General features: G+C 65.6%; 15 protein-coding genes. 6 read left to right on the top strand and 9 right to left on the bottom strand.

Features of this window, described 5'->3' with window-relative positions; translation table 11 throughout:
- Positions 1–161: 161 nt before the first annotated feature.
- The 7 genes from paoC to GGR40_RS09650 all read right to left on the bottom strand — a co-directional run bounded on the left by paoC (position 162) and on the right by GGR40_RS09650 (position 11,059).
- Positions 162–2,357 (bottom strand): aldehyde oxidoreductase molybdenum-binding subunit PaoC, encoded by a 2,196-nt coding sequence (gene paoC, locus GGR40_RS09680; protein ID WP_429276029.1) that lies wholly within the window; start codon positions 2,355–2,357, stop codon positions 162–164.
- Positions 2,354–3,322, bottom strand: a complete 969-nt coding sequence (locus GGR40_RS09675; RefSeq protein WP_429276028.1) for an FAD binding domain-containing protein — start codon at positions 3,320–3,322, stop codon at positions 2,354–2,356. Before GGR40_RS09675 ends, paoC begins: the two co-directional genes overlap by 4 nt.
- Positions 3,319–3,972 carry an aldehyde dehydrogenase iron-sulfur subunit PaoA gene (paoA, locus tag GGR40_RS09670; protein WP_429276027.1) on the bottom strand — a complete coding sequence of 218 codons (654 nt, stop codon included), beginning with the start codon at positions 3,970–3,972 and terminating at the stop codon, positions 3,319–3,321. The genes GGR40_RS09675 and paoA overlap by 4 nt, the downstream gene beginning before the upstream one ends.
- Positions 3,973–4,170: 198 nt before the next feature.
- The gene (locus GGR40_RS09665) at positions 4,171–5,472 is read right to left on the bottom strand and encodes an MFS transporter (RefSeq protein WP_429276026.1); all 1,302 of its coding nucleotides are present in this window, start codon (positions 5,470–5,472) and stop codon (positions 4,171–4,173) included.
- Positions 5,473–5,561: 89 nt separating this feature from the next.
- Positions 5,562–7,352, bottom strand: coding sequence for an acyl-CoA dehydrogenase C-terminal domain-containing protein (locus GGR40_RS09660; RefSeq protein WP_429276025.1), 1,791 nt, complete (start codon positions 7,350–7,352; stop codon positions 5,562–5,564).
- Positions 7,353–7,601: 249 nt separating this feature from the next.
- Positions 7,602–9,926: a 3-hydroxyacyl-CoA dehydrogenase/enoyl-CoA hydratase family protein gene (locus GGR40_RS09655; RefSeq protein WP_429276024.1), complete on the bottom strand. Its 2,325-nt coding sequence runs from the start codon at positions 9,924–9,926 to the stop codon at positions 7,602–7,604.
- Positions 9,923–11,059, bottom strand: a complete 1,137-nt coding sequence (locus GGR40_RS09650) for a thiolase family protein (RefSeq protein ID WP_429276023.1) — start codon at positions 11,057–11,059, stop codon at positions 9,923–9,925. The genes GGR40_RS09655 and GGR40_RS09650 overlap by 4 nt, the downstream gene beginning before the upstream one ends.
- A 216-nt stretch (positions 11,060–11,275) precedes the next feature.
- On the opposite strand from GGR40_RS09650, the gene GGR40_RS09645 reads away from it, so the two are divergent.
- The 6 genes from GGR40_RS09645 (at position 11,276) to GGR40_RS09620 (ending at position 17,290) form a co-directional block, all read left to right on the top strand.
- The gene (locus GGR40_RS09645; RefSeq protein WP_429276022.1) at positions 11,276–11,713 is read left to right on the top strand and encodes a DUF2147 domain-containing protein; all 438 of its coding nucleotides are present in this window, start codon (positions 11,276–11,278) and stop codon (positions 11,711–11,713) included.
- Positions 11,714–11,765: 52 nt separating this feature from the next.
- On the top strand, positions 11,766–13,064 hold the full coding sequence (locus GGR40_RS09640) for an OmpP1/FadL family transporter (RefSeq protein ID WP_429276021.1): 1,299 nt from the start codon (positions 11,766–11,768) through the stop codon (positions 13,062–13,064).
- Positions 13,064–14,761, top strand: a complete 1,698-nt coding sequence (locus GGR40_RS09635) for a long-chain-fatty-acid--CoA ligase (protein ID WP_429276020.1) — start codon at positions 13,064–13,066, stop codon at positions 14,759–14,761. The genes GGR40_RS09640 and GGR40_RS09635 overlap by 1 nt, the downstream gene beginning before the upstream one ends.
- 29 nt (positions 14,762–14,790) lie before the next feature.
- On the top strand, positions 14,791–15,177 hold the full coding sequence (locus GGR40_RS09630) for a MerR family transcriptional regulator (protein WP_429276248.1): 387 nt from the start codon (positions 14,791–14,793) through the stop codon (positions 15,175–15,177).
- Entirely contained in the window at positions 15,170–16,042 is an 873-nt protein-coding gene (locus GGR40_RS09625) for an acyl-CoA thioesterase (protein WP_429276019.1), read from the top strand. Before GGR40_RS09630 ends, GGR40_RS09625 begins: the two co-directional genes overlap by 8 nt.
- A gap of 117 nt (positions 16,043–16,159) precedes the next feature.
- Positions 16,160–17,290, top strand: coding sequence for an acyltransferase family protein (locus GGR40_RS09620; RefSeq protein WP_429276018.1), 1,131 nt, complete (start codon positions 16,160–16,162; stop codon positions 17,288–17,290).
- Here the strand turns inward: GGR40_RS09620 and GGR40_RS09615 are convergent.
- Both GGR40_RS09615 and GGR40_RS09610 read right to left on the bottom strand, forming a co-directional pair.
- Positions 17,229–18,014: a sulfite exporter TauE/SafE family protein gene (locus GGR40_RS09615; protein ID WP_429276017.1), complete on the bottom strand. Its 786-nt coding sequence runs from the start codon at positions 18,012–18,014 to the stop codon at positions 17,229–17,231. The two genes, GGR40_RS09620 and GGR40_RS09615, sit on opposite strands and share 62 nt — an antisense overlap.
- Positions 18,014–19,369, bottom strand: a complete 1,356-nt coding sequence (locus tag GGR40_RS09610) for an ATP-grasp domain-containing protein (RefSeq protein WP_429276016.1) — start codon at positions 19,367–19,369, stop codon at positions 18,014–18,016. Before GGR40_RS09610 ends, GGR40_RS09615 begins: the two co-directional genes overlap by 1 nt.
- Between the last annotated feature and the right edge of the window lie 76 nt (positions 19,370–19,445).

The raw sequence follows: 19,445 nt of genomic DNA, 5'->3' as shown, positions 1-19,445 counted from the left end.
GGCCGTAAGGGCCGCTGACGATCCCGCGCTGCGGTGCCGATGATCTGACAGACCCTGAAACAAGTTCAAGGTGACGGGATGCAGGGACAGAGTTTGGCGCTACCTCCCCATTCCTCCCGATGACTTGCTACGGGAGAAATGGGGAGAACACACAGATCAGATCACACCACTTCGCCCAGCTGGTCGAGGTGCTTGTCCAGCGTGATCGGATAGTCTCGCACGCGCACGCCGGTGGCGTTGTAGATGGCGTTGGCAACCGCCGCACCGACGCCGCAAAGGCCCAGTTCGCCCACGCCCTTGGCCTTCATCGGTGAGACCTTGTCGTCGGCTTCGTCGAGGAAGACGACGTCCTGATGGGGAATGTCGGCATGGACGGGCACTTCGTATCCGGCCAGATCGTGGTTCACGAAGAAGCCGAAGCGCTTGTCGACCGCCAGTTCCTCCATCAGCGCACCCCCGACGCCCATCGTCATCGCGCCGATCACCTGACTGCGCGCCGAGGTGGGATTGAGGATGCGGCCCGCGGCGCAGACCGCCAGCATCCGCCGCACCCGCGTTTCGCCGGTATAACGGTCCACCGCGACTTCGACGAAATGCGCCCCGAAGGTGGACTGCTGGAACTTCTTGGCAAGGTCGCCGAATTCGATTGAATCCTGCACCACGATCTCGCCGCCCTTGGCCGCTTCGGCGATGTCTGCCGCGCGGTTGCCGACGCGGACCTGGCCGTTTTCGAACGTGGCTTCGCCCTGACCGAGGCCAAGCTTGGCGACGATCGCCTCGCGCAGCTTGACGCAGGCTGCATAGACGCCGGCGGTGGAGCTGTTGGCACCCCACTGGCCGCCCGAACCGGCGGAGACCGGGAACGAGGAATCGCCCAGCTTCACCGTCACCTTGGCCAGCGGCACGCCCATCATCTCGGCAGCGGTCTGCGCGATGATGGTGTAAGTGCCGGTGCCGATGTCGGTCATGTCGGTTTCGACCGTGACCTGGCCTGAGGGGCTGAGGCGGACGCGCGCGCCCGATTTCATGTTGAGGTTGTTGCGGAACGCCGCGGCCACGCCCATGCCGATCAGCCAGCGCCCTTCGCGCACCTGACCCGGAGCCTTGCGCCGGCTCCAGCCGAAACGCTCGGCACCTTCTTCCAGACAGCGCACCAGATTGCGCTGGGAGAAGGGGCGCTCGGGGTGTTCGGGATCGACCTGGGTATCGTTGATGACGCGGAACCTGACCGGGTCCATGCCCAGCTTCTCGGCGATCTCATCAACGGCGATTTCCAGCGCCATGAGCCCCGGCGCCTCACCCGGCGCGCGCATGGCATTGCCTTCGGGCAGGTCCAGCACGGCAAGGCGCAGCGCGGTCATGCGGTTGGCGCCCGCATAAAGCAGCTTGGTCTGCTGCGTCGCGGTTTCGGGACCGCCGCCTTCCAGATCGCCAGACCAGCTTTCGTGGCCGATCGCGGTCAGCTTGCCGTCCTGTCCGGCACCAAGCCGGATGCGCTGGATCGTGGCGGGGCGGTGCGTGGTGTTGTTACCCATGAACGGGCGGGGCAGCCCCACCTTGACGGGTCGCTTCGCCGCACGGGCGCCTAGCGAGGCCATGAGCACGTCCGAGCGCAGGAACAGCTTGCCGCCGAAGCCGCCGCCCACGTAAGGCGAGATCAGGCGCACGTTCTGCGCGGGTATGTTCAGCGTGCGGGCAAGGTCGCCCGCGCCCCAGGCGACCATCTGGTTCGAACTCCAGACGGTCAGCTTTTCTCCCTCCCACGCTGCAATGGTAGCGTGCGGCTCCATCATCGCGTGGCTCTGGTCGGGCGTGGTGTAGGTCTGGTCTAGCTGCACCGGGGCCGCTGCGAAGGCGCCTGCGAAATCGCCTACCGAAGTCGGCGCGTCCGAACCGGTGGCGTCCGGCGCATCGACCTTGGCGGCGGCCAGATCGAAGGCGCCACCGTCACGCGCGTAATCGACGTCGATCAGCGCAGCGGCGGAGCGTGCCTGCTCGAACGTCTCGGCCACGACTACGGCGATGGCTTGATGGTAGTGCTGGATCCTGGGTCCACCCAGCAGCATCGCGGTGTTGAAGTTGCCCTTCGTTATCTTGCCTGCGTTGCGATGCGTCACCACCGCCAGCACGCCCGACGCACGTTCCGCGCGCGCGGTATCGATGGAACGGATGGCACCCTTGGCGATGGCAGAGCCGACGACGTAGCCATACGCTGGCTTGCCCGGTACGTCCTGATGCTCATACGCATAAGGCGCGTGGCCGGACACCTTCAGCGGGCCATCGATGCGCGCGGTGGGCTTGCCGACCACGGTCATGCGGTCGATCGGGTTGGTCCCTGCGGGAGTATCGAACTTCATGCGCCCATCCCCTTGTCGCCTTGCGCTTCCGCGATGACCGAGGCGATGGTGCGCTGGGCCAGCGTCAGCTTGAACGCGTTGTCTTCATGCGGAGCGGCCCCGGCGAAGAGGCGGTCGGCGACGGCCTTCGAACCCTTGGGCAGCAGTGCGTCAGCTTCCTCCACACGCCACGGTTTGGGAGCGACGCCGCCGAGCGCCACCGCCCCCTTGCCGTCACGCCCGATTACCGCAGCGACCGACACCAGAGCGAAGGCATAGGACGCGCGGTCGCGGACCTTGCGGTAGATGTGCGTGCCGCCGACCGGCTTGGGCAGAGCGACGGAGATGATCATCTCGCCCTTTTCCAGCGCCGTTTCGACATGCGGGGTCTGGCCCGGCAGCTTGTGGAAGTTGGCGATCGGGATGGCGCGGGTGGTGCCATCGGGGCGGATCGTCTCTACCGAGGCGTCCAGCACGCGCATCGCCACCGCCATGTCGCTGGGGTGCGTGGCGATGCAGGCCTCGCTGGTGCCGATCACGCCGAGCTGCCGCGCGAACCCGCCGATGGCGGCGCAACCCGATCCGGGCTTACGCTTGTTGCAGGGCATGTTGACGTCGTAGAAGTAGGGGCAGCGCGTGCGCTGGAGCAGGTTGCCCGCCGTCGTCGCCTTGTTGCGCAACTGGCCCGATGCACCGGCCACCAGCGCGCGGGTCAGCACGCCGTAGTCCTTGCGGACACGGGCATCGGCGGCAAGATCGGTGTTGCGCACGAGCGCACCGATGCGCAGGCCGCCGCCGTCCATCGCCTCGATCCTGTCCATGCCAAGACCGTTGACGTCGATCAGGTGCGTCGGCGTCTCGATCTCCAGCTTCATCAGGTCGAGCAGGTTGGTGCCACCGGCGATGAAGCGCGCGCCCGGCGTTGCGGCGGCCTTTGCAGCGGCGTCGCGCGCGCTGGTGGCGCGTTCGTAGGTGAAGGGCTTCACGCCTTGTCCCCCTTCGACTTCTGCCCGGCAACCTGCGCCATGGCTTCGGCGATGTTGGAATAGGCACCGCAGCGGCAGATGTTGCCGCTCATGCGCTCGCGCATTTCCAGCGTCGTCATGGCGGGGGCCTTCGATACGTCTTCGGTGACGTGGCTGGGAATGCCGGCGCGGATTTCGTCGAGCACGGCGATCGCCGAGCAGATCTGGCCCGGCGTGCAGTAGCCGCACTGGTAGCCGTCATGCTCCACGAAGGCGGCCTGCATCGGATGCAGGTTGTCGGGACCGCCGAGACCTTCGATCGTGGTCACCTCGTCCCCTTCGTGCATGACCGCCAGGGTCAAGCATGAATTGATGCGGCGCCCGTTGACGATGACCGTACAGGCCCCGCACTGGCCGTGGTCGCAGCCCTTCTTGGTGCCTGTCAGCCGGACATGTTCGCGCAGCGCGTCGAGCAGCGTGGTGCGCGTGTCCAGCGTAAGCCGGGTAGGCTTGCCGTTGATCTTGAGGCTGACCGTGGCCTGCGGCGGGGCATCGGCCTGGCCTTGCGCCACGGCAATGTTGCCCGGGCCGAGCGAGCCGGCGATAGCCGCACCGGTCGCGCTGGTCTTGAGAACGTCGCGCCTGGAAATCGCTCCGTATCCTTCTGTCATGGTGAACCATCCTGATAAGGGTCGACTATGGGTATGCCATAGCCGGTTCGCGCCCTCCTTGCCCAGGACGCGCCCTATGTGACCTTCAACCCATATTGCCGCGTTAAGTTGCGTTACGCCATCATGCCGGCGTTGCACGCGTTGATGAACAGCGCTCAACGCTGCGCGCAGAACTATGCATCTGCGTATACAGCAGGCTCACTTGCCCAGCGGATTGTCACGCCGCGTATCGGGCAACATCAGCGCAGCGACCAGCGATACGACGCAGAATGCCGTCACGTACCAATAAAAGCCGTGCTCCAGCCCGCCCTGCTTGAAGGCCAGCGCCACATTCTCCGCCGTGCCACCGAAGATGGCATTGGCGACGCCATAGGCCAGCCCCACGCCCAGCGCGCGGACATGGACGGGGAACAGCTCCGCCTTGAACAGGCCGCTGATCGACGTGTAGAAGCTGCAGATCGTCATGCCCGCTGCTATCAGCAGGAAGGCGGCGAAGGGACTGCGCACCTCCTCCAGCGCGCTGAACAGCGGCACGGTGCACAGCACGCCCAGTACCGCGAACACGATCATGTTGTTGCGGCGCCCGATCCTGTCGGACAGCAGGCCCATCAGCGGCTGCTGGATCATGAACACGATCAGCACCGCCGTCATCAGCAGCGTCGCCGTTTCCTTAGCCATGCCCACCGTCAGAACCAGGAATTTCTGCATGTAGGTGGTGAACGAATAGAACATCAGGCTGCCGCCCGCCGTCAGCGCGGCCACGATCAGGAAGGCGCGGGTCGAATGGCGGAACAGTTCGGTCAGGCTGCCGGCTTCCCTGGCGCCCTTCGCCCCGGCTGTCTCGTGCATGTGGTTGCGCAGAACGACGATGGTCGCGGCAGCAGCGGCGCCGATCAGGAAGCCGATGCGCCAGCCCCACGCCTTCATGCCCGCATCGCCCAATAGCTGTTGCAGCAGCAGGATCACCAGCGTCGCCGTCAGTTGCCCGCCGATCAGCGTCACGTACTGGAAAGAGGACCAGAACCCGCGCCGCTTTGGCCCGGCGATCTCTGACAGGTACGTGGCGGCGGTGCCGTACTGCCCGCCGGTGGAGAACCCCTGCAACATGCGTCCCACCAGCAGCAGCGCCGGAGCCGCCGCGCCGATGGTGGCATACGTCGGCAACAGGGCGATCAGCAGCGCACCAGCGCCCATCATCAGCACCGACACTACCATCGCATTCTGCCGGCCGTGCCGATCCGCGTACCGCCCGAAGAACCACCCGCCGATCGGCCGCATCAGGAAGCCGACGGCGAAGATGCCGCTGGTCGCCATGACCTGCACCAGCGGATCGCTCTTGGGGAAGAACTCTGACGAGAAATAGAGCGCGGTGAAGGCGTAGACGTAGAAGTCGTACCACTCGATCAGGTTACCCGCCGATCCCGCAACGATGGCCTTGAGGCGCATCGCGTCGGTAAGTTGTGGGGCGGCGGGGGTGGGTTCGATCGCGAGTTCGGACATCCGGGACGTTCTTACACGCATTCGTCATTCACGCAAAAATCCTCCCCGAGCCAAGCCCGGAGAGGATTGTTCGCTGCGTCACGGCGTCTTCAGAACGCCGCGTCGTCCAGCGCCATCATCGACGCCTTACCCGCCTTTATCGCCAGGAACGCGGCGGTGGCCTGCGGCAGGATGCGGTCGAAGTAGAACTGTGCAGTAGCCAGTTTCGCCTTGTAGAACCCGGCCTCCTCGGTGCCCTCACCCAGCCGGTCGCGTGCGATCAGCGCCGACTTGGCGAAGCAGTAGGCCATCGCCACCAGCCCCATCAGCCGAAGGTAGTCGGTGGCGGCGGCGCCTGCTTCCTCCGGATCCTTCATGCCCTTCTGCGCGATGGTGCCGGTGGACAGCTGCAACGCGCCGAACGCCTTTTCCAGGCCTGCGATCATCGGGCCGAACTGTTCGTCCGCCTTGTGGGCTTCGACGAAGCTGGACACCGGGTGGAAGAAGCTGCGCAGATAGCGGCCCATGTGCGCAGGCATCTTGCGGCCCACCAGATCGAGCGCCTGAATGCCGTTGGTGCCTTCGTAGATCATCGCGATGCGGGCATCGCGGGCATACTGCTCCACGCCGCTTTCGGCGATGTAGCCATGGCCGCCGTAGACCTGCACCGCAAGGTTCGCACTTTCATGGCCAAGATCGGTGAACAGCGCCTTCACTACCGGTGTCATCAGGGCGATGAAATCCTCGGCGTTCTGCTTCACGGCAGGGTCGGTGGCGTGCTTTTCAGCATCGAGCGCCCGGCTGACCCAGCCGCCCAGCGCGCGGCACCCCTCGTTGTAGGCGCGCATGGTCATCAGCATCCGGCGCACGTCGGGGTGGACGATGATCGGGTCCGCCGGGCCGTTCGGGTTCTTCACGCCCGAAAGCGAGCGGCCCTGCAGACGTTCGCGCGCGTAATAAACCGCCGACTGGTACGCCGCCTCTCCCACGCCAAGGCCCTGGACGCCCACCGAGACGCGCTCGGTGTTCATCATCTTGAACATGGCCTCCATGCCCTTGTTGGGCTTGCCGACCAGCCAGCCGGTGGAGTCGTCGAAGTTCAGCTGGCAGGTGGCCGATGCCTTGAGTCCCATCTTGTGCTCGATCGCAGCGACCGACACACCGTTGGACGGGCCGGGCGTGCCATCCTCCTTCGGCAGGTATTTGGGCACGAGGAACAGGCTGATCCCCTTCACGCCTGCCGGAGCATCGGGCAGACGCGCCAGCACCAGATGGACGATGTTCTCGGTAAGGTCGTGGTCGCCCGCAGAGATGAAGATCTTCGCGCCGCTCAGCTTGTACGAACCGTCGGCCTGCGGCACCGCCTTGGTGCGCAGCATGCCGAGGTCAGTGCCGCAGTGCGGTTCGGTCAGGCACATCGTGCCGGACCATTCGCCCGATACCATCTTCGGCAGGTAGAACTGCTTAAGCTCGTCGCTGGCGTAGGCCTCGATCGCGGTGGTGCCCCCGTGCGTCAGGCCGGGGTAGAGGCTGAACGACAGGTTGGTCGAACAGATCATCTCCTCGGTCATCTTGTTGACCGCTTCGGGCAGGCCCTGCCCGCCCCATTCGGGGTCGGATGCCAACGCGCACCAGCCGCCTTCGCGGAACATGTCGTAGGCTTCCTTGAAGCCCTTGGGGGTGCGAACGACGCCGTTCTCCAGCGTGCAGCCTTCGATGTCACCGGACCGGTTGAGCGGCAGCAGCACCTCCTGCGCCACCTTCGCGGCTTCTTCCAGCACGGCATCGACGAGATCGGGGCTGAATTCCTCCAGCGCCTCCAGATCGCCGAAGCCGTCATCCTGATGGAGTTCGTGGATCACGAACCGCATGTCGCGCAGGGGCGCCTCATAGACTTGCATGTGTCACTCTCCTCGCGGGTCGGTGATGGTCTTGGCCATCGCACCGTACCTTGCGTTTAAATCCGTCGTCACCCTGAACTTGTTTCAGTGTCCATTTTTCGGTCTGTCCCGGAAGGTCGCTTCACCAACCGCCCCGGCGGTTTGCGATCCCCGGCGGCCGAGCAAGCGGCCCGATGGACCCTGAAACAAGTTCAGGGTGACGGTGCGGGAGGACGATCGCTTTGTACTGCATACCACCCTCCCCCATCGTCAGTTCCGCAACGGCTTGCCGGTCTCCAGCATGTGCTCGACCCGCGCTACGGAGCGCGGGCTGCGCACCAGCCGCATGAAAGCCTCGCGTTCCAGCTTCAGCAGTTCCTGTTCGCTGACGACGTCCACCAGATCGGCCTCGCCGCCGGTGAGCACACCCGCCAGTTCGTCCGAAACCACCAGATCGTAGTCAGTCGCCTTGCCCTGCTTGTGGAAGCCCTGCGCCGCCATCGACAGCGCCGTGCGGCCACTTTCGCCGGGCAGGCGGAAGTGCGGCGGCTCCGGCGCCTTGTAACCGTCGACCAGCGAGAGCGCCTTCTGCTTGGCATCGTAGAGCAGGCGGTCGCGGTTCATGGTGATGGCATCGTCGCGGCGCAGGAACAGCAGTTCCTTCGCCTGCGCTGCCGAGCGCGAAACGGTGGCGGTGGACACCGTCTCGAACACCTTGGCCACTGCAGGCATCGGACCTTTGGGGACCGCCGGATTGCTCTGCCAGCGGTCGAGCAGTTCGCCGTTGCCGCCCCAGCCGGGGACAAGGCCGACACCGCATTCGACAAGACCCATGTAGAGTTCGGCGTGGGCCTGAATCGCGTCGCAGTGCAGCAGGATTTCGCAGCCGCCGCCCAGCGCGATGCCCGCAGGCGCGCCGACCACCGGGAACGGCGCGTACTTCAGGCCCTTGTAAGCCATCTGTCCGCCCGCCACGAGCTTCTCGATCTCGCTCCACGCGGCGATGTTGACGGCGAAGATCGCCAGGCCCAGGTTCGCGCCTGCCGAGAAGTTACCGGCATCGTTGTAGACGACCAGCGCCTTGAACTTCGACGCGACAAGCGGGATCGCCTCGACGATCAGCTTCATCACCTCGCCGTCCAGCGCGTTCATCTTGCCGGTGAATTCAAGGCAGACCACGCCGTCGCCCACATCCCACAGCGCGGCAGAGGCGTTCTTCAGGATGGGTTTCGACGCCAGCTTGACGTCGGCAAGGTTGAGCACGCCTTCGGGGCGCACGATGTCGCGATATTCGCCATCAAGGCCAAGGAACTGGCGCCTGCCGTTTTCCACGCGGTAGAAGGTACGATCGCCAGCTATCCTGAGGATTTCCGGCACCGGAGCGCCTTCGGCCTCCAGCTTCGATGCCAGCCAGGCAGCGCCCAGCTTGTCGATCATCTCGAACGGGCCGGCCTTCCAGTTGTAGCCCAGCTTCATCGCGTCATCGATGGCGACGATGTCGTCCGCCGCCGAGGGCACCAGCGACGCGGCATAGGCGAGCGTGCCGCCCAGCACGGCCCAGGCATAATCGCCGACCGGCCCCTTGCTTTCCACCAGCGCGCGCAGATCGCCCTTGGCCGCCTTCCCGGATGGCCCGGCGGCGCGGATCGTCTCACGGTATTCGCCGGTCGCCAGGTCGATCGTCTCCTTGCGGCGACCGGCCTCCTTGTTCAGGCGATAGAAGCCGCCCTTGCCCTTGCGGCCCGTGTAGCCGTCACCGATCATCTTCTCGATCAGCGGGTGGCTGCGAGCGATGGCGTGGTACGGATCGTCCTTGGGCAGGGTGGACGTCAGGCTGGCCTGAAGGTGCGGCATGAGGTCGATGCCGACAAGGTCGACAAGGCCGAAGATGCCGGTCTTGGGCACGCCCATCGGCTTGCCGGCGATGGCGTCGGCCAGTTCCACGCTCAGACCCTGATCGAAGGCGGCGTTGAGGCCAAGCTGGATCCAGTACGTGCCGATGCGGTTGGCGATGAAGCCGGGGGTGTCCTTGGCCTTCACCACCGTCTTGCCCATCGCCACGTCGGCAAAGCGCTCGACCTTCCCCGCAACACCAGCATCGGTGGCCGGGCCGGTAACGATCTCCAGCAGGCGCATATAGCGCGGCGGATTGAAGAAGTGCGTGATCAGGAAGTCGCGCTTGAATGCGTCCGAACGCCCGTCCACCAGCTGCGCCAGCGGAATGGTCGAGGTGTTGGAGGATACGGCTGTCCCGTCACGCTTCACCGCTTCCAGCTTGGCGTAGAGACCCTGCTTGATGTCGAGGCGTTCGATCACCGCCTCGATCACCCAGTCGCATTCCGCAACCTTGTCGAGGTGATCCTCGATGTTGCCGGTTTCCACCAGCTTCGCCGCCGCCTTGCTCATGAAGGGCGCAGGCTCGGTCTTGAGCATCTTCGCCACCGCGCCTTCAGCCACCGTATTGCGATTTGCGCCGTCCTTGGGAACGATGTCGAGCAGCAGCACCGGCACGCCCGCATTGGCGACCTGCGCGGCGATTCCGGCGCCCATGGTGCCGGCACCGATCACGCAGACTTTCTTGATAGGATCGCTCATTCCACTGCCTCCAGGACCGTGGCGATGCCCTGCCCGCCGCCGATGCACTGGCTGGCGAGCGCGTACCTGCCGCCCTCGCGCTTGAGCAGCGACGCGGCCTTGCCGACGATGCGCGCACCGGTGGCGCCCAGCGGGTGGCCGATGGCGATGGCGCCGCCATCGATGTTCACCTTGGCGGTATCAAGGCCCAGATCCCTGATGCAGGCCAGCGCCTGCGACGCGAAGGCTTCGTTCAGTTCCACCACGTCGAGGTCGGCGGCAGAGATCCCAGCCCGTTCCAATGCCTTCTGGCTGGAGAGGATCGGACCAAGGCCCATCGTCTCGGGCGCACAGCCGGAGATCGCCACCGACTTGATGCGGGCGAGGATAGGCAAGCCGTGCGCGCGTGCATAGTCCTCGGTCGTGACCAGCACCGCGCTGGCGCCATCGGTCAGGGGGGAGGACGTGCCCGCCGTCACCGTGCCGTTGGCGTCGAAGGCAGGCTTGAGACCGGCGAGACCTTCCGCGGTGGTTTCAGCGCGGATGGTGCCGTCTTCGCTGACGGTGCCGCCCTTTGTCTCGATGGGGACGATCTCGTCAGACAGCTTGCCCGAGTCGCGTGCGGCAGCGGCCTTCTTCTGGCTTCCCACGGCCAGCGCTTCCTGTTCGCCGCGCGAAATCTGGTACTGCGTCGCGACGTTCTCGGCCGTGTCGCCCATGCCGATGTAGGCGGCGGTCGCCTTGGCAAGCGCCGGGTTGGGCAGCGGGTTGAAGCCGCTCATCGGCACCCGGCTCATCGATTCGATGCCTGCGCAGATGAACACCTCGCCCGCGCCTACCGCGATCTGGCCCATCGCGATGTGGATCGCGCTCATCGAAGAACCGCAGAAGCGGTTTACCGTTATCCCGCCGACCGACTGAGGCAAGCCCGCGATCTGGCCGATCAGGCGCGCCACGTTGAGGCCCTGTTCCCCTTCGGGAAAGGCGCAGCCCACGATCAGGTCCTCGATGTCGGCAGGCTCAACGCCGGTGCGGGCGATCAGGCCGCCGATGACCTGCGCGGCAAGGTCATCGGGACGAACGCGGGCCAGTGCGCCCTTGTTTGCCAGATGGAACGGCGAGCGGGCGTAACCCGCAATCACGACGCTTTGCATGCATTCTCTCCATGGGCGGACCGGTGCGGCTTGAGCGCCGAATCCATTAAGATCCTCGTCCTCGCGAACGTCTTCCCTAAAGGTGCGAATCTTTCCCTATACGTCAAGAAATTTTTGGGATATGCCGAGTCCATCCGGTAGGGATCGGTCGTCACCTGCGAAGCCAGGGGCATGGATTCCATCACAATCCGGGCGAGAGAGATGGAGAGGTCGCAGATGCACTTCACTAAACTTACGATTCTGGCGTTGGGTTCCATCGCCCTTGCCGGCACTGCCCCGGCCCTTGCAGCCGATGCCGGTTCGCTGGCCGGTTCGTGGCGTACCCCATCGAAACATGGCGTGGTGGACATCGAACGCTGCGGCGGTTCGATCTGCGGCAAGCTGATCAATTCGGAAAACATCCAGAAGAACCCCGACCTCAAGGACGTGAAGAACAAGGACGCGTCCAAGCGCGACCGTCGCCTCAAGGGACTGCAGATCCTGGGCGGCTTCAAGCAGGACGGGGCGCAGTGGACGGGCGGCACCATCTACAACCCGGAAGACGGCGGCACCTACAAGGCCACGATCACTCCGGCAGGCGCCGACACGCTCAAGCTGAAGGGCTGCATCGTGTGGCCCTTGTGCAAGACGCAGACCTGGACCCGGATCAAGTAAGCATCGCGTGAGTTGTAAAAGCGCGAAAACAGTCGCTTAGGGAGAGTATTGAATGAACAGCACCACCAACCGCATCCTTCTTGCCAGCGCGGCCAGCGTCGTCGCGTTCGCGTGGAGCGGATCGGCGAGCGCGCAGGCCTTCTATCTTCAGGAACAATCCGTCCGTGGACAGGGCCGCGCCTTCTCGGGTGAAGCTGCCGACACCGGCGTCGATTCCCTGTGGTGGAACCCTGCGTCGATCGCAGGCATGCAGGGCGGCGAAGCGTCGATCCGGGCCAGCGCGATCCTGCCGCGCGGCAAGGTCGTCGATGACGGGACCGTGATCGTCCGCCCGCTGCGGGCCCCGGCATCGGTCGGGGGCAACCCGGTTGCGAAGAACCCGATCGACAACGGCTACCTGCCGTCGGGCGCGATCGCCTACGGGTTCGGTCGCGTGGCGGTGGGCCTGTCGCTGACGGCGCCCTATTCGTTCACCACGGATTACGATGCCGACAGCTGGGCGCGCTACAGCGCGGACAAGACCAAGCTGCGCACGTACGACATTCAGCCCTCCATCGCGGTGGAACTGGCCAAGGGCCTCTACATCGGCGGCGCGGCCAACATCGAATATGTCGATGCCACGCTGGGCAACTACCTGCCCAACCTCTCGCCGCTGCTGGCGGACGGGCACCAGACGCTCAAGGGCAACGGCTGGGATGTGGGCTGGTCGGCCGGCGTGCAGTACCATGAAGGCCCCGTCTCGCTCGGCTTCGCGTACAAGTCGTCGATCAAGCACAAGCTGGACGGCACGGTGACGCTGGAAGGGCTGCAGGGCCCGCTTGCCGCACAGAACGGCGTGATCGACGCCAAGGCATCGTTCAGCACGCCGTGGATGATCATCGGCAGCGCCCGCGCCCAGATGAGCAAGAGCCTGACCCTAAACGCACAGGTGGTCCGCATGGGCTGGAGCGAGTTCGACTCGATCGACCTTGGTGCCCCGCTCAACCAGTCGATCCCCGAGAACTACCGCAACAGCTGGACCTGGGCCATCGGCGCCGATTACCAGGTCAATCCCCAGTGGGTTCTGCGCACCGGTTTCCAGCGCGGCATCACTCCGACGCAGACCGGCAACCGCGATGCGCGCGTGCCTGACAGCAACCGCTGGAACTTCTCGGCGGGCACCAGCTACTCGCCCAGCCCGGCCTTCACCATCGATGCGGCGGCCTCGTACATCACGTTCAAGGACGCCCCGATCGACCGCATCACCGCCGCGTACGCAGGCACTCCGGTGCAGACGCCGATCGTGACCGATGGCCGGCTTACCGACGCTTCCGCCCTCGTCTTCTCGCTTGGCGCAAGGATGCACTTCTAATGATCCACGCGGCGACGATCGGCGGGGTCGCTCCCGCCACTACCCCCCCTGTAACGACGGACGAGATGCCGCCGATCGCGCCGCGTCTCCTGACCGATCTGCTCGACCATGCCGTGGATGCCCACGGCGCTTGGCCGGCGGTCGATTTCATGGGCCGCAAGTGGACTTATGCGGAGATCGGCGCGCTGTCCCGGCGCGCCGCGCGCGGGCTGCAGGATCTGGGCGTGGTCAAGGGCACGCGCGTGGGCCTGTGCCTGCCCAACACGCCGTACTACGTCATCGCCTATTTCGCGGTGCTGCGGATCGGCGCGGTCGTGGTGAACTTCAACCCGCTCTACACCGAGCGCGAGATGGCGCACCAGGTCACCGATTCCGGCTGCGAGGTGATGATCGCCACCGACCTTGCCCTGTGCCTGCCCAAGCTGGAGCCGCTGGTCGGCAAGACCTGCCTCAAGCGCGTGGTCGTCTGCCCCTTTGCCGATGCCCTGCCCGCGATCAAGCGGCGCGCGTTCCTGTTGTTCAAGCGCCACGACATCGCGCATGAACCGCATGACCTGCGCTATGCGCGCTGGGCAAACCTCATCGCCCGCGATGCACAGCCTGACCCGGTGGACCGCTCGCCCAACGATCTGGCGGTGCTGCAATATACCGGCGGCACCACGGGCGTGCCCAAGGGCGCGATGCTGTCTCATGCCAACCTTGCCGCCAACTCGGCGCAGATGATCGCCCATGTCGGCCACATGCCCGAACAGCAGGAACGCACCCTAGGCGTGTTGCCGCTGTTCCACGTCTTCGCGCTGACCACGGTGCTGAACTATTCGGTCGACACCGCGGCGGAGATGATCCTGCTCCCCCGGTTCGAGATGAAGTCCTTCCTCGCCACCGCCAAGCGCACGAAGCCGACGCAGTTCTTCGGGGTGCCCACGCTCTACACCGCGCTCAACCACCAGCAGCTGCATGGCGAGTTCGACAACGTGCGCGTGTGCATTTCCGGCGGCGCCCCGCTGCCGCTGGAAGTCCGGCGCGAGTTCGAGGAGAAGACCGGGGTCAATGTGGTGGAAGGCTACGGCCTGTCCGAAGCCAGCCCGATCATCGCCTGTAACCCGCTGGAAGGGCTGGTCAAGGACAACTCGTGCGGCCCCGCCTTCCCCGGCACCGCTCTGGAAATACGCGACCCCGCCGACGCCACCCGCGTCTGCGCGCCCGGTGAAAAGGGCGAGGTCTGCGCTCGTGGCCCGCAGATCATGCAGGGCTACTGGGGCCGTCCGGAGGATACCGAGAAGACCTTCATCTACGGCGCCTTGCGGACTGGCGACATCGGCTATCTGGACGAAGACGGCTATCTGTTCCTCGTGGATCGGATCAAGGACGTGATCCTGTGCGGCGGCTACAACGTCTATCCCCGCGTGATCGAAGAGGCGCTCTACGAACATCCCATGGTGGCTGAGGCGGTCGTCATCGGCATCCCCGACGCCTATCGCGGGCAGGCCCCCAAGGCGTTCGTGGTGCTCCATGGGGGCGACATTCTGGATCAGGAAACCCTGCTGGCGTTCCTGCGCGAAAGGTTGAACAAGATCGAGATCCCGGCCTCCATCGAGTTTCGCGATTCGCTGCCCAAGACGATGGTCGGCAAGCTGTCCAAGAAAGACCTCGTCGCCGAGGAAACCGCAAAACGCGAAGCAGGAACCACCGCTTGAACGCCACCGCCGCCCCTGAGCTTCCGCAGATGCTCGGCATCCAGGAAGCCGCCACGCTGCTCGGCGTGACGATGCGGACCTTGCGCTTCTACGAAGACAAGGGCCTGATCGCGCCACAGCGGGTGGGGACGACGCGCATCTATTCGCGGCGGGAAATGGGCCGCATGCAGCTGATCCTGCGCGGCAAGCGGCTGGGCTTCACCATCCGCGAGATCAAGGAGTTCCTCGACCTTTACGACGTCGATCCCGAACACCACGAACAGGTCCGCGCGCTGCGGGGCCGGGTGAACGAACGCATCGCCAACCTGCGCAAGCAGAAGCGCGCGATCGAACAGACGCTGGATGAACTCATCTCCATCGAACGGCAGGCGCTTGCCTGGCTGGAAGGTTCGCCGGTAAAGGCCGTCGATGACTGACCCCGTATCCGACCTGCGCGCCCTCCTCGAAGTCGAGGAGATAGACACCGACCTGTTCCGGGGCGCTCCTGCAGCCGAAGGGCCGGGCCGCGTGTTCGGCGGGCAGGTGGTGGCGCAGGCACTGGCCGCCGCCGCGCGCGACATAAACGGCGGTGGGGGCGAACGGGCAGAGCGACAGTGCCATTCGCTCCATGCCTACTTCCTGCGGGCCGGGGATACGACCCGACCGATCATCTATCAGGTGCTGCGCGACTTCGACGGCGGCAGCTTCGCCAACCGCCGTGTGGTGGCACTTCAGGGCGGCAGGCCGATCCTGAACCTTGCGGCCTCTTTCCATCGGCGAGAGAGCGGCTTTGCCCATGCTGCCCCCATGCCGCAGGTGCCCGGCCCCGAACAGTGCCCCGAAATGGTGGCCGCACTTGCCGCCGCCGGGCAGAAGTTCCCGCAGACCATGCTTGACCGACTTGCCCCGTTCGAGATCCGTCCCGGACCTCCGGCATCGCAGAAGACAGAGACGCCCGGGCAGTTCCTGTGGTTCCGGCTGATCGAGCCAATGGAGGCGGACGACGCCCTGCGGCGCATCGTGCTGGCCTATGCCAGCGACTTCGCGCTGCTGGCGACGGCGATCCTTCCCCATGGCAAGGGCATCTTCCAGCCCGGCATCCAGGTCGCCAGCCTCGACCACGCGGTGTGGTTTCATTCAACGCCGCGCGTGGACGACTGGCTGCTCTATGCGATGGACAGCCCCTGGGCGGGTCATGCCCGTGGATTCGCGCGCGGCGCCGTCTACGATCGGGCGGGCACCCTTGTCGCCAGCGTCGCGCAGGAAGGGCTGTGTCGCGTTGTGGAACCGCGCGGCGGCTGACCCCCCGGCTCTTCGCGTCCCCTACTCTAGCCGCAAGGCAACCACTTTCCCTGTCGCGACTTTTCCATGATGAAAAGTGCACACATGGAGGATGGATGATCATGGGCGGGACGCTGCTTGCCTGAATCGTTGAACGAAATGCAGAGCCGCCGGTCGGACGCCATCCGCGTGGCGCGGGTGCTGTGCATAGCCGGGATCGTCTACGTCCATGCCTGGACCGGGCTTGCGGGGCACGATCTGGAACTGGCGCGGGGTACGCCGCAGGAAACCTTCCGCTGGATCCTGATGGAAGGGTTCGGACGCAGCGCGGTGCCGCTGCTGGGGCTGATATCGGGCTGGCTGGTCGCCGGTTCTTCGCGCACGCGCGAATTCGGGCCGCACGTTGCGCGCAAGGCGCGCACGATCCTGCTGCCGATGGTGCTGTGGAACGCGCTGGCGATCCTGCTGGTATCGGGCGCGGCATGGCTGTTCGGGCTGGCAGCGCCTTTGCCGCAGTCGGTCCGCTGGGTGATGGAGGAGCTGTTCATCGTCACGCACCCGCCGGACATCAACGTCCAGATGCCGTTCCTGCGCGACCTGTTCCTGTGCATGGTGCTGGCGCCGCTGCTGGTGCGCCTGCCGTCTTCCGTACTGGCTGCGATCGCGCTGACAGCGGGAGCCTGCCATGTGCTGGGCCTTGGCCCGCCGGTGATCCTACGCGCATCGATCCTGATGTTCTTCACCATCGGCATCGTCGCCCGGCGCGGCCATTGGGCAGAGCGGACGGCGCAGTGGCCCGCCGTGGCCGCGCTGCTGCCGTTCGCTGTGATGATGCCCCTGCATCTCTACGTGTCGCTGGGCGATGCACGTCCCTTTGACGATGCCTCCACCGCGGCCGTCGATCTGGTGGCGCGTGTGGCTGCGTCGCTGGCGGTGTGGTGGCTGGCCTGGCGTCTGGTAAAGACCCGCGCCATGCCGCTGCTGCGCCGGATCGAACCTTACATGTTCTTCTATTTCTGCGCCCACCTGATCCTGATCTGGCTGTTCGGACCGATGCTGGGCAAGCTGAGCGGGAAGCTGGGATCGCCGCTCTACCCGATCTATCTGGTGGTCCAGCCGTTTCTGATCCTGGGCGCGGTGGTAGTGCTGGCACAGGCTCTGCTGAAAGTGGCGCCCGGCCTTGCCGTGGTGCTGAGCGGGGGGCGCCTTACATCCGCGCGAAAAGGGGCAACGGCGCAAAGATCAGCGAGACGAAGCCCCACAGGCTGAGTACGATCATCAGGCCGCCGATCCACTGCGTCAGGCTGCGCGAAGGTGCCCTGCGCGTGATCAGGGCCCCGATCGGCGCAGCGACTATGCCGCCGATGAACAGTCCCAGCGCGGCGAACGTCACCGATTGCAGGCCCAGGCTGCCGATGAAGGCCGAAAGCACCGTCACCGTCACGAAGAACTCCGCTGCATTGACGGTGCCGACGGCCATGCGTGGGGTCATGCCCTGCGCGATCAGGCTGCCGGTAGTCACCGGGCCCCATGCGCCGCCGAACGCATCGAGGAACCCGGCGAAGAAGCCCAGCGCGCCGACGCCGCGCATGCGGCGATACGCCTGTGCCCGCCGCGCACCGCGCCAGATCAGGTACGTGCCGACCGCCGCCAGATAGACCAGAAGGATCGGCCGAAGGACGGACAGGCTCAGGTGCGACAGCGCCCAGACGCCCAGAAGCCCGCCGGCGATGCCGGGGATGACCAGCCGTCCGAACAGAGTCCAGTCGATGTTGCGCTGCAAGGCGTGGGATGCGCCCGAAACGCCGCTGGTGAAACCTTCGACCATGTGCGTCACCGACGATGCGGCGGCAGGCGGCAGGCCGAGCAGCAGCAGCATCGAATTGCCGATGACACCGAAGCCCATCCCCACCGCGCTGTCGATCAGTTCGGCAAGAAACCCGGCGACGATGAACGGCGCAAGCGCCTGCCATGGAATTGCGGTCCAGTCCATCAGCGTCCTCCTCCGCGACCAAACCGGCCCGCAGGCGATGTCAGCAGGAACAGCGCCGGGAAAGTCAGTGCCAGCACCGACAGCACGCCGCTGATCACCGCTTCGGCACCGGCCAGCCAGGGCAACACCGCCGCCCAGATGGCCACCGCCAGAACGATCAGCAAAGTGCGTTCCTGCGCCCGGTCGCTGAGGCCGCTGAGATCGACCTTGGCGCGCCCTTCGAACAGGGAGCGCAGGCCGATGCCCGTCGGACTGCGGCGATCGACCAGCGGACGCGGGAACGTGCCCTGCATCAGGCACCCGATCCCCGCCGCCAGCATCCGCACGCCAACGGCGCTGGCAAAGGGGCGGAACTCCGCATTCCGATCGGTCAGCGCGCGCAGGCCGGAGCGGCCGCCGAAGACCATGTCGGCCAGCGCTGTGCTTTCGGCCGGCTTGGGCCGCTTTTCCTGCACGTCGGTCTGCGTGGAAAGCACCCATTCCAGGATCGCCGTCGGCACGTCCAGACCCGTTGCGCGCTCCAGCCCCTGGAAGCCGGGGGCAGAATTTGCCTCGCAGATGCGATAGCCGTCCTCGTCGAACAGGATGTCGATCCCCGTGATGTCGAGTTCGAGGACATCGGCAGCCTGCACCGCCAGTTCGGCCATTTCCGGCGGCGGGTTGTAGGCGACGCCCACCCCGCCGAGCGAGACGTTGGACTTGAAGCCGCCCGTCAGCGAACGACGCTCCATCGCCGCGATGACGCGCCCGCCGACCACCAGCACACGCACGTCCCGGCCATGGCTGGCGCGGACGTAGTGCTGCAGGATGAAGTCAGCCTTGGCCTCCGCGCTTTCCAGCAGGCCGGCCAGATCCTCGAACTGGCTGCGATCCTCGCACTTGAGGACGCCGGCGCCGCGCGTGCCCTTCAGCGTCTTGACGATGACCGGAAAGCCCAGTTCCCGCTCCACCAGATCGATGTCGATGGGGAACGTCCCCAGCATCGTGCGCGGAATGGGCAGCCCGGCGCGGTTGAGCGTCTGCAAGGTATGCAGCTTGTCGGATACCGTCTCGATGGTGGCGGGTCCGTTGACCAGCCGCACGCCCCGGCGCTGAAAATGGCGCAGCAGTGCCAGCGTGAAGTAGTCCGTTTCCGCCCCGGTGCGGCAGATCACGAAATCCGGCTTCTCTATCGCGCGGCCCGCGTACTGCATCGCCCAGTCGCCCTCTTTGCCGACGACCAGTTCGAAGCGGTGAGGCTGCAGCACCTGCAGGTCGATGCCCAGTGCACCCGCCGCTTCCTGAAAGCGGAAGACCTCCGGCACCTCGGGGATGGCCGGGTCGAGTTCGTTCTGAAAAAGAATCCAGCCGCGCAAGGCGATGAGTCCCCCGGATAGGTTACCGACAGATTGGCCTGCGCAGGTGCGTTCGACCGGATGATTGCTTGCAATG

Source organism: Novosphingobium gossypii (assembly GCF_050433305.1).
Taxonomy (GTDB): Bacteria; Pseudomonadota; Alphaproteobacteria; order Sphingomonadales; family Sphingomonadaceae; genus Novosphingobium; species Novosphingobium gossypii.
This window is presented reverse-complemented; position numbering and strand designations above follow the sequence as displayed.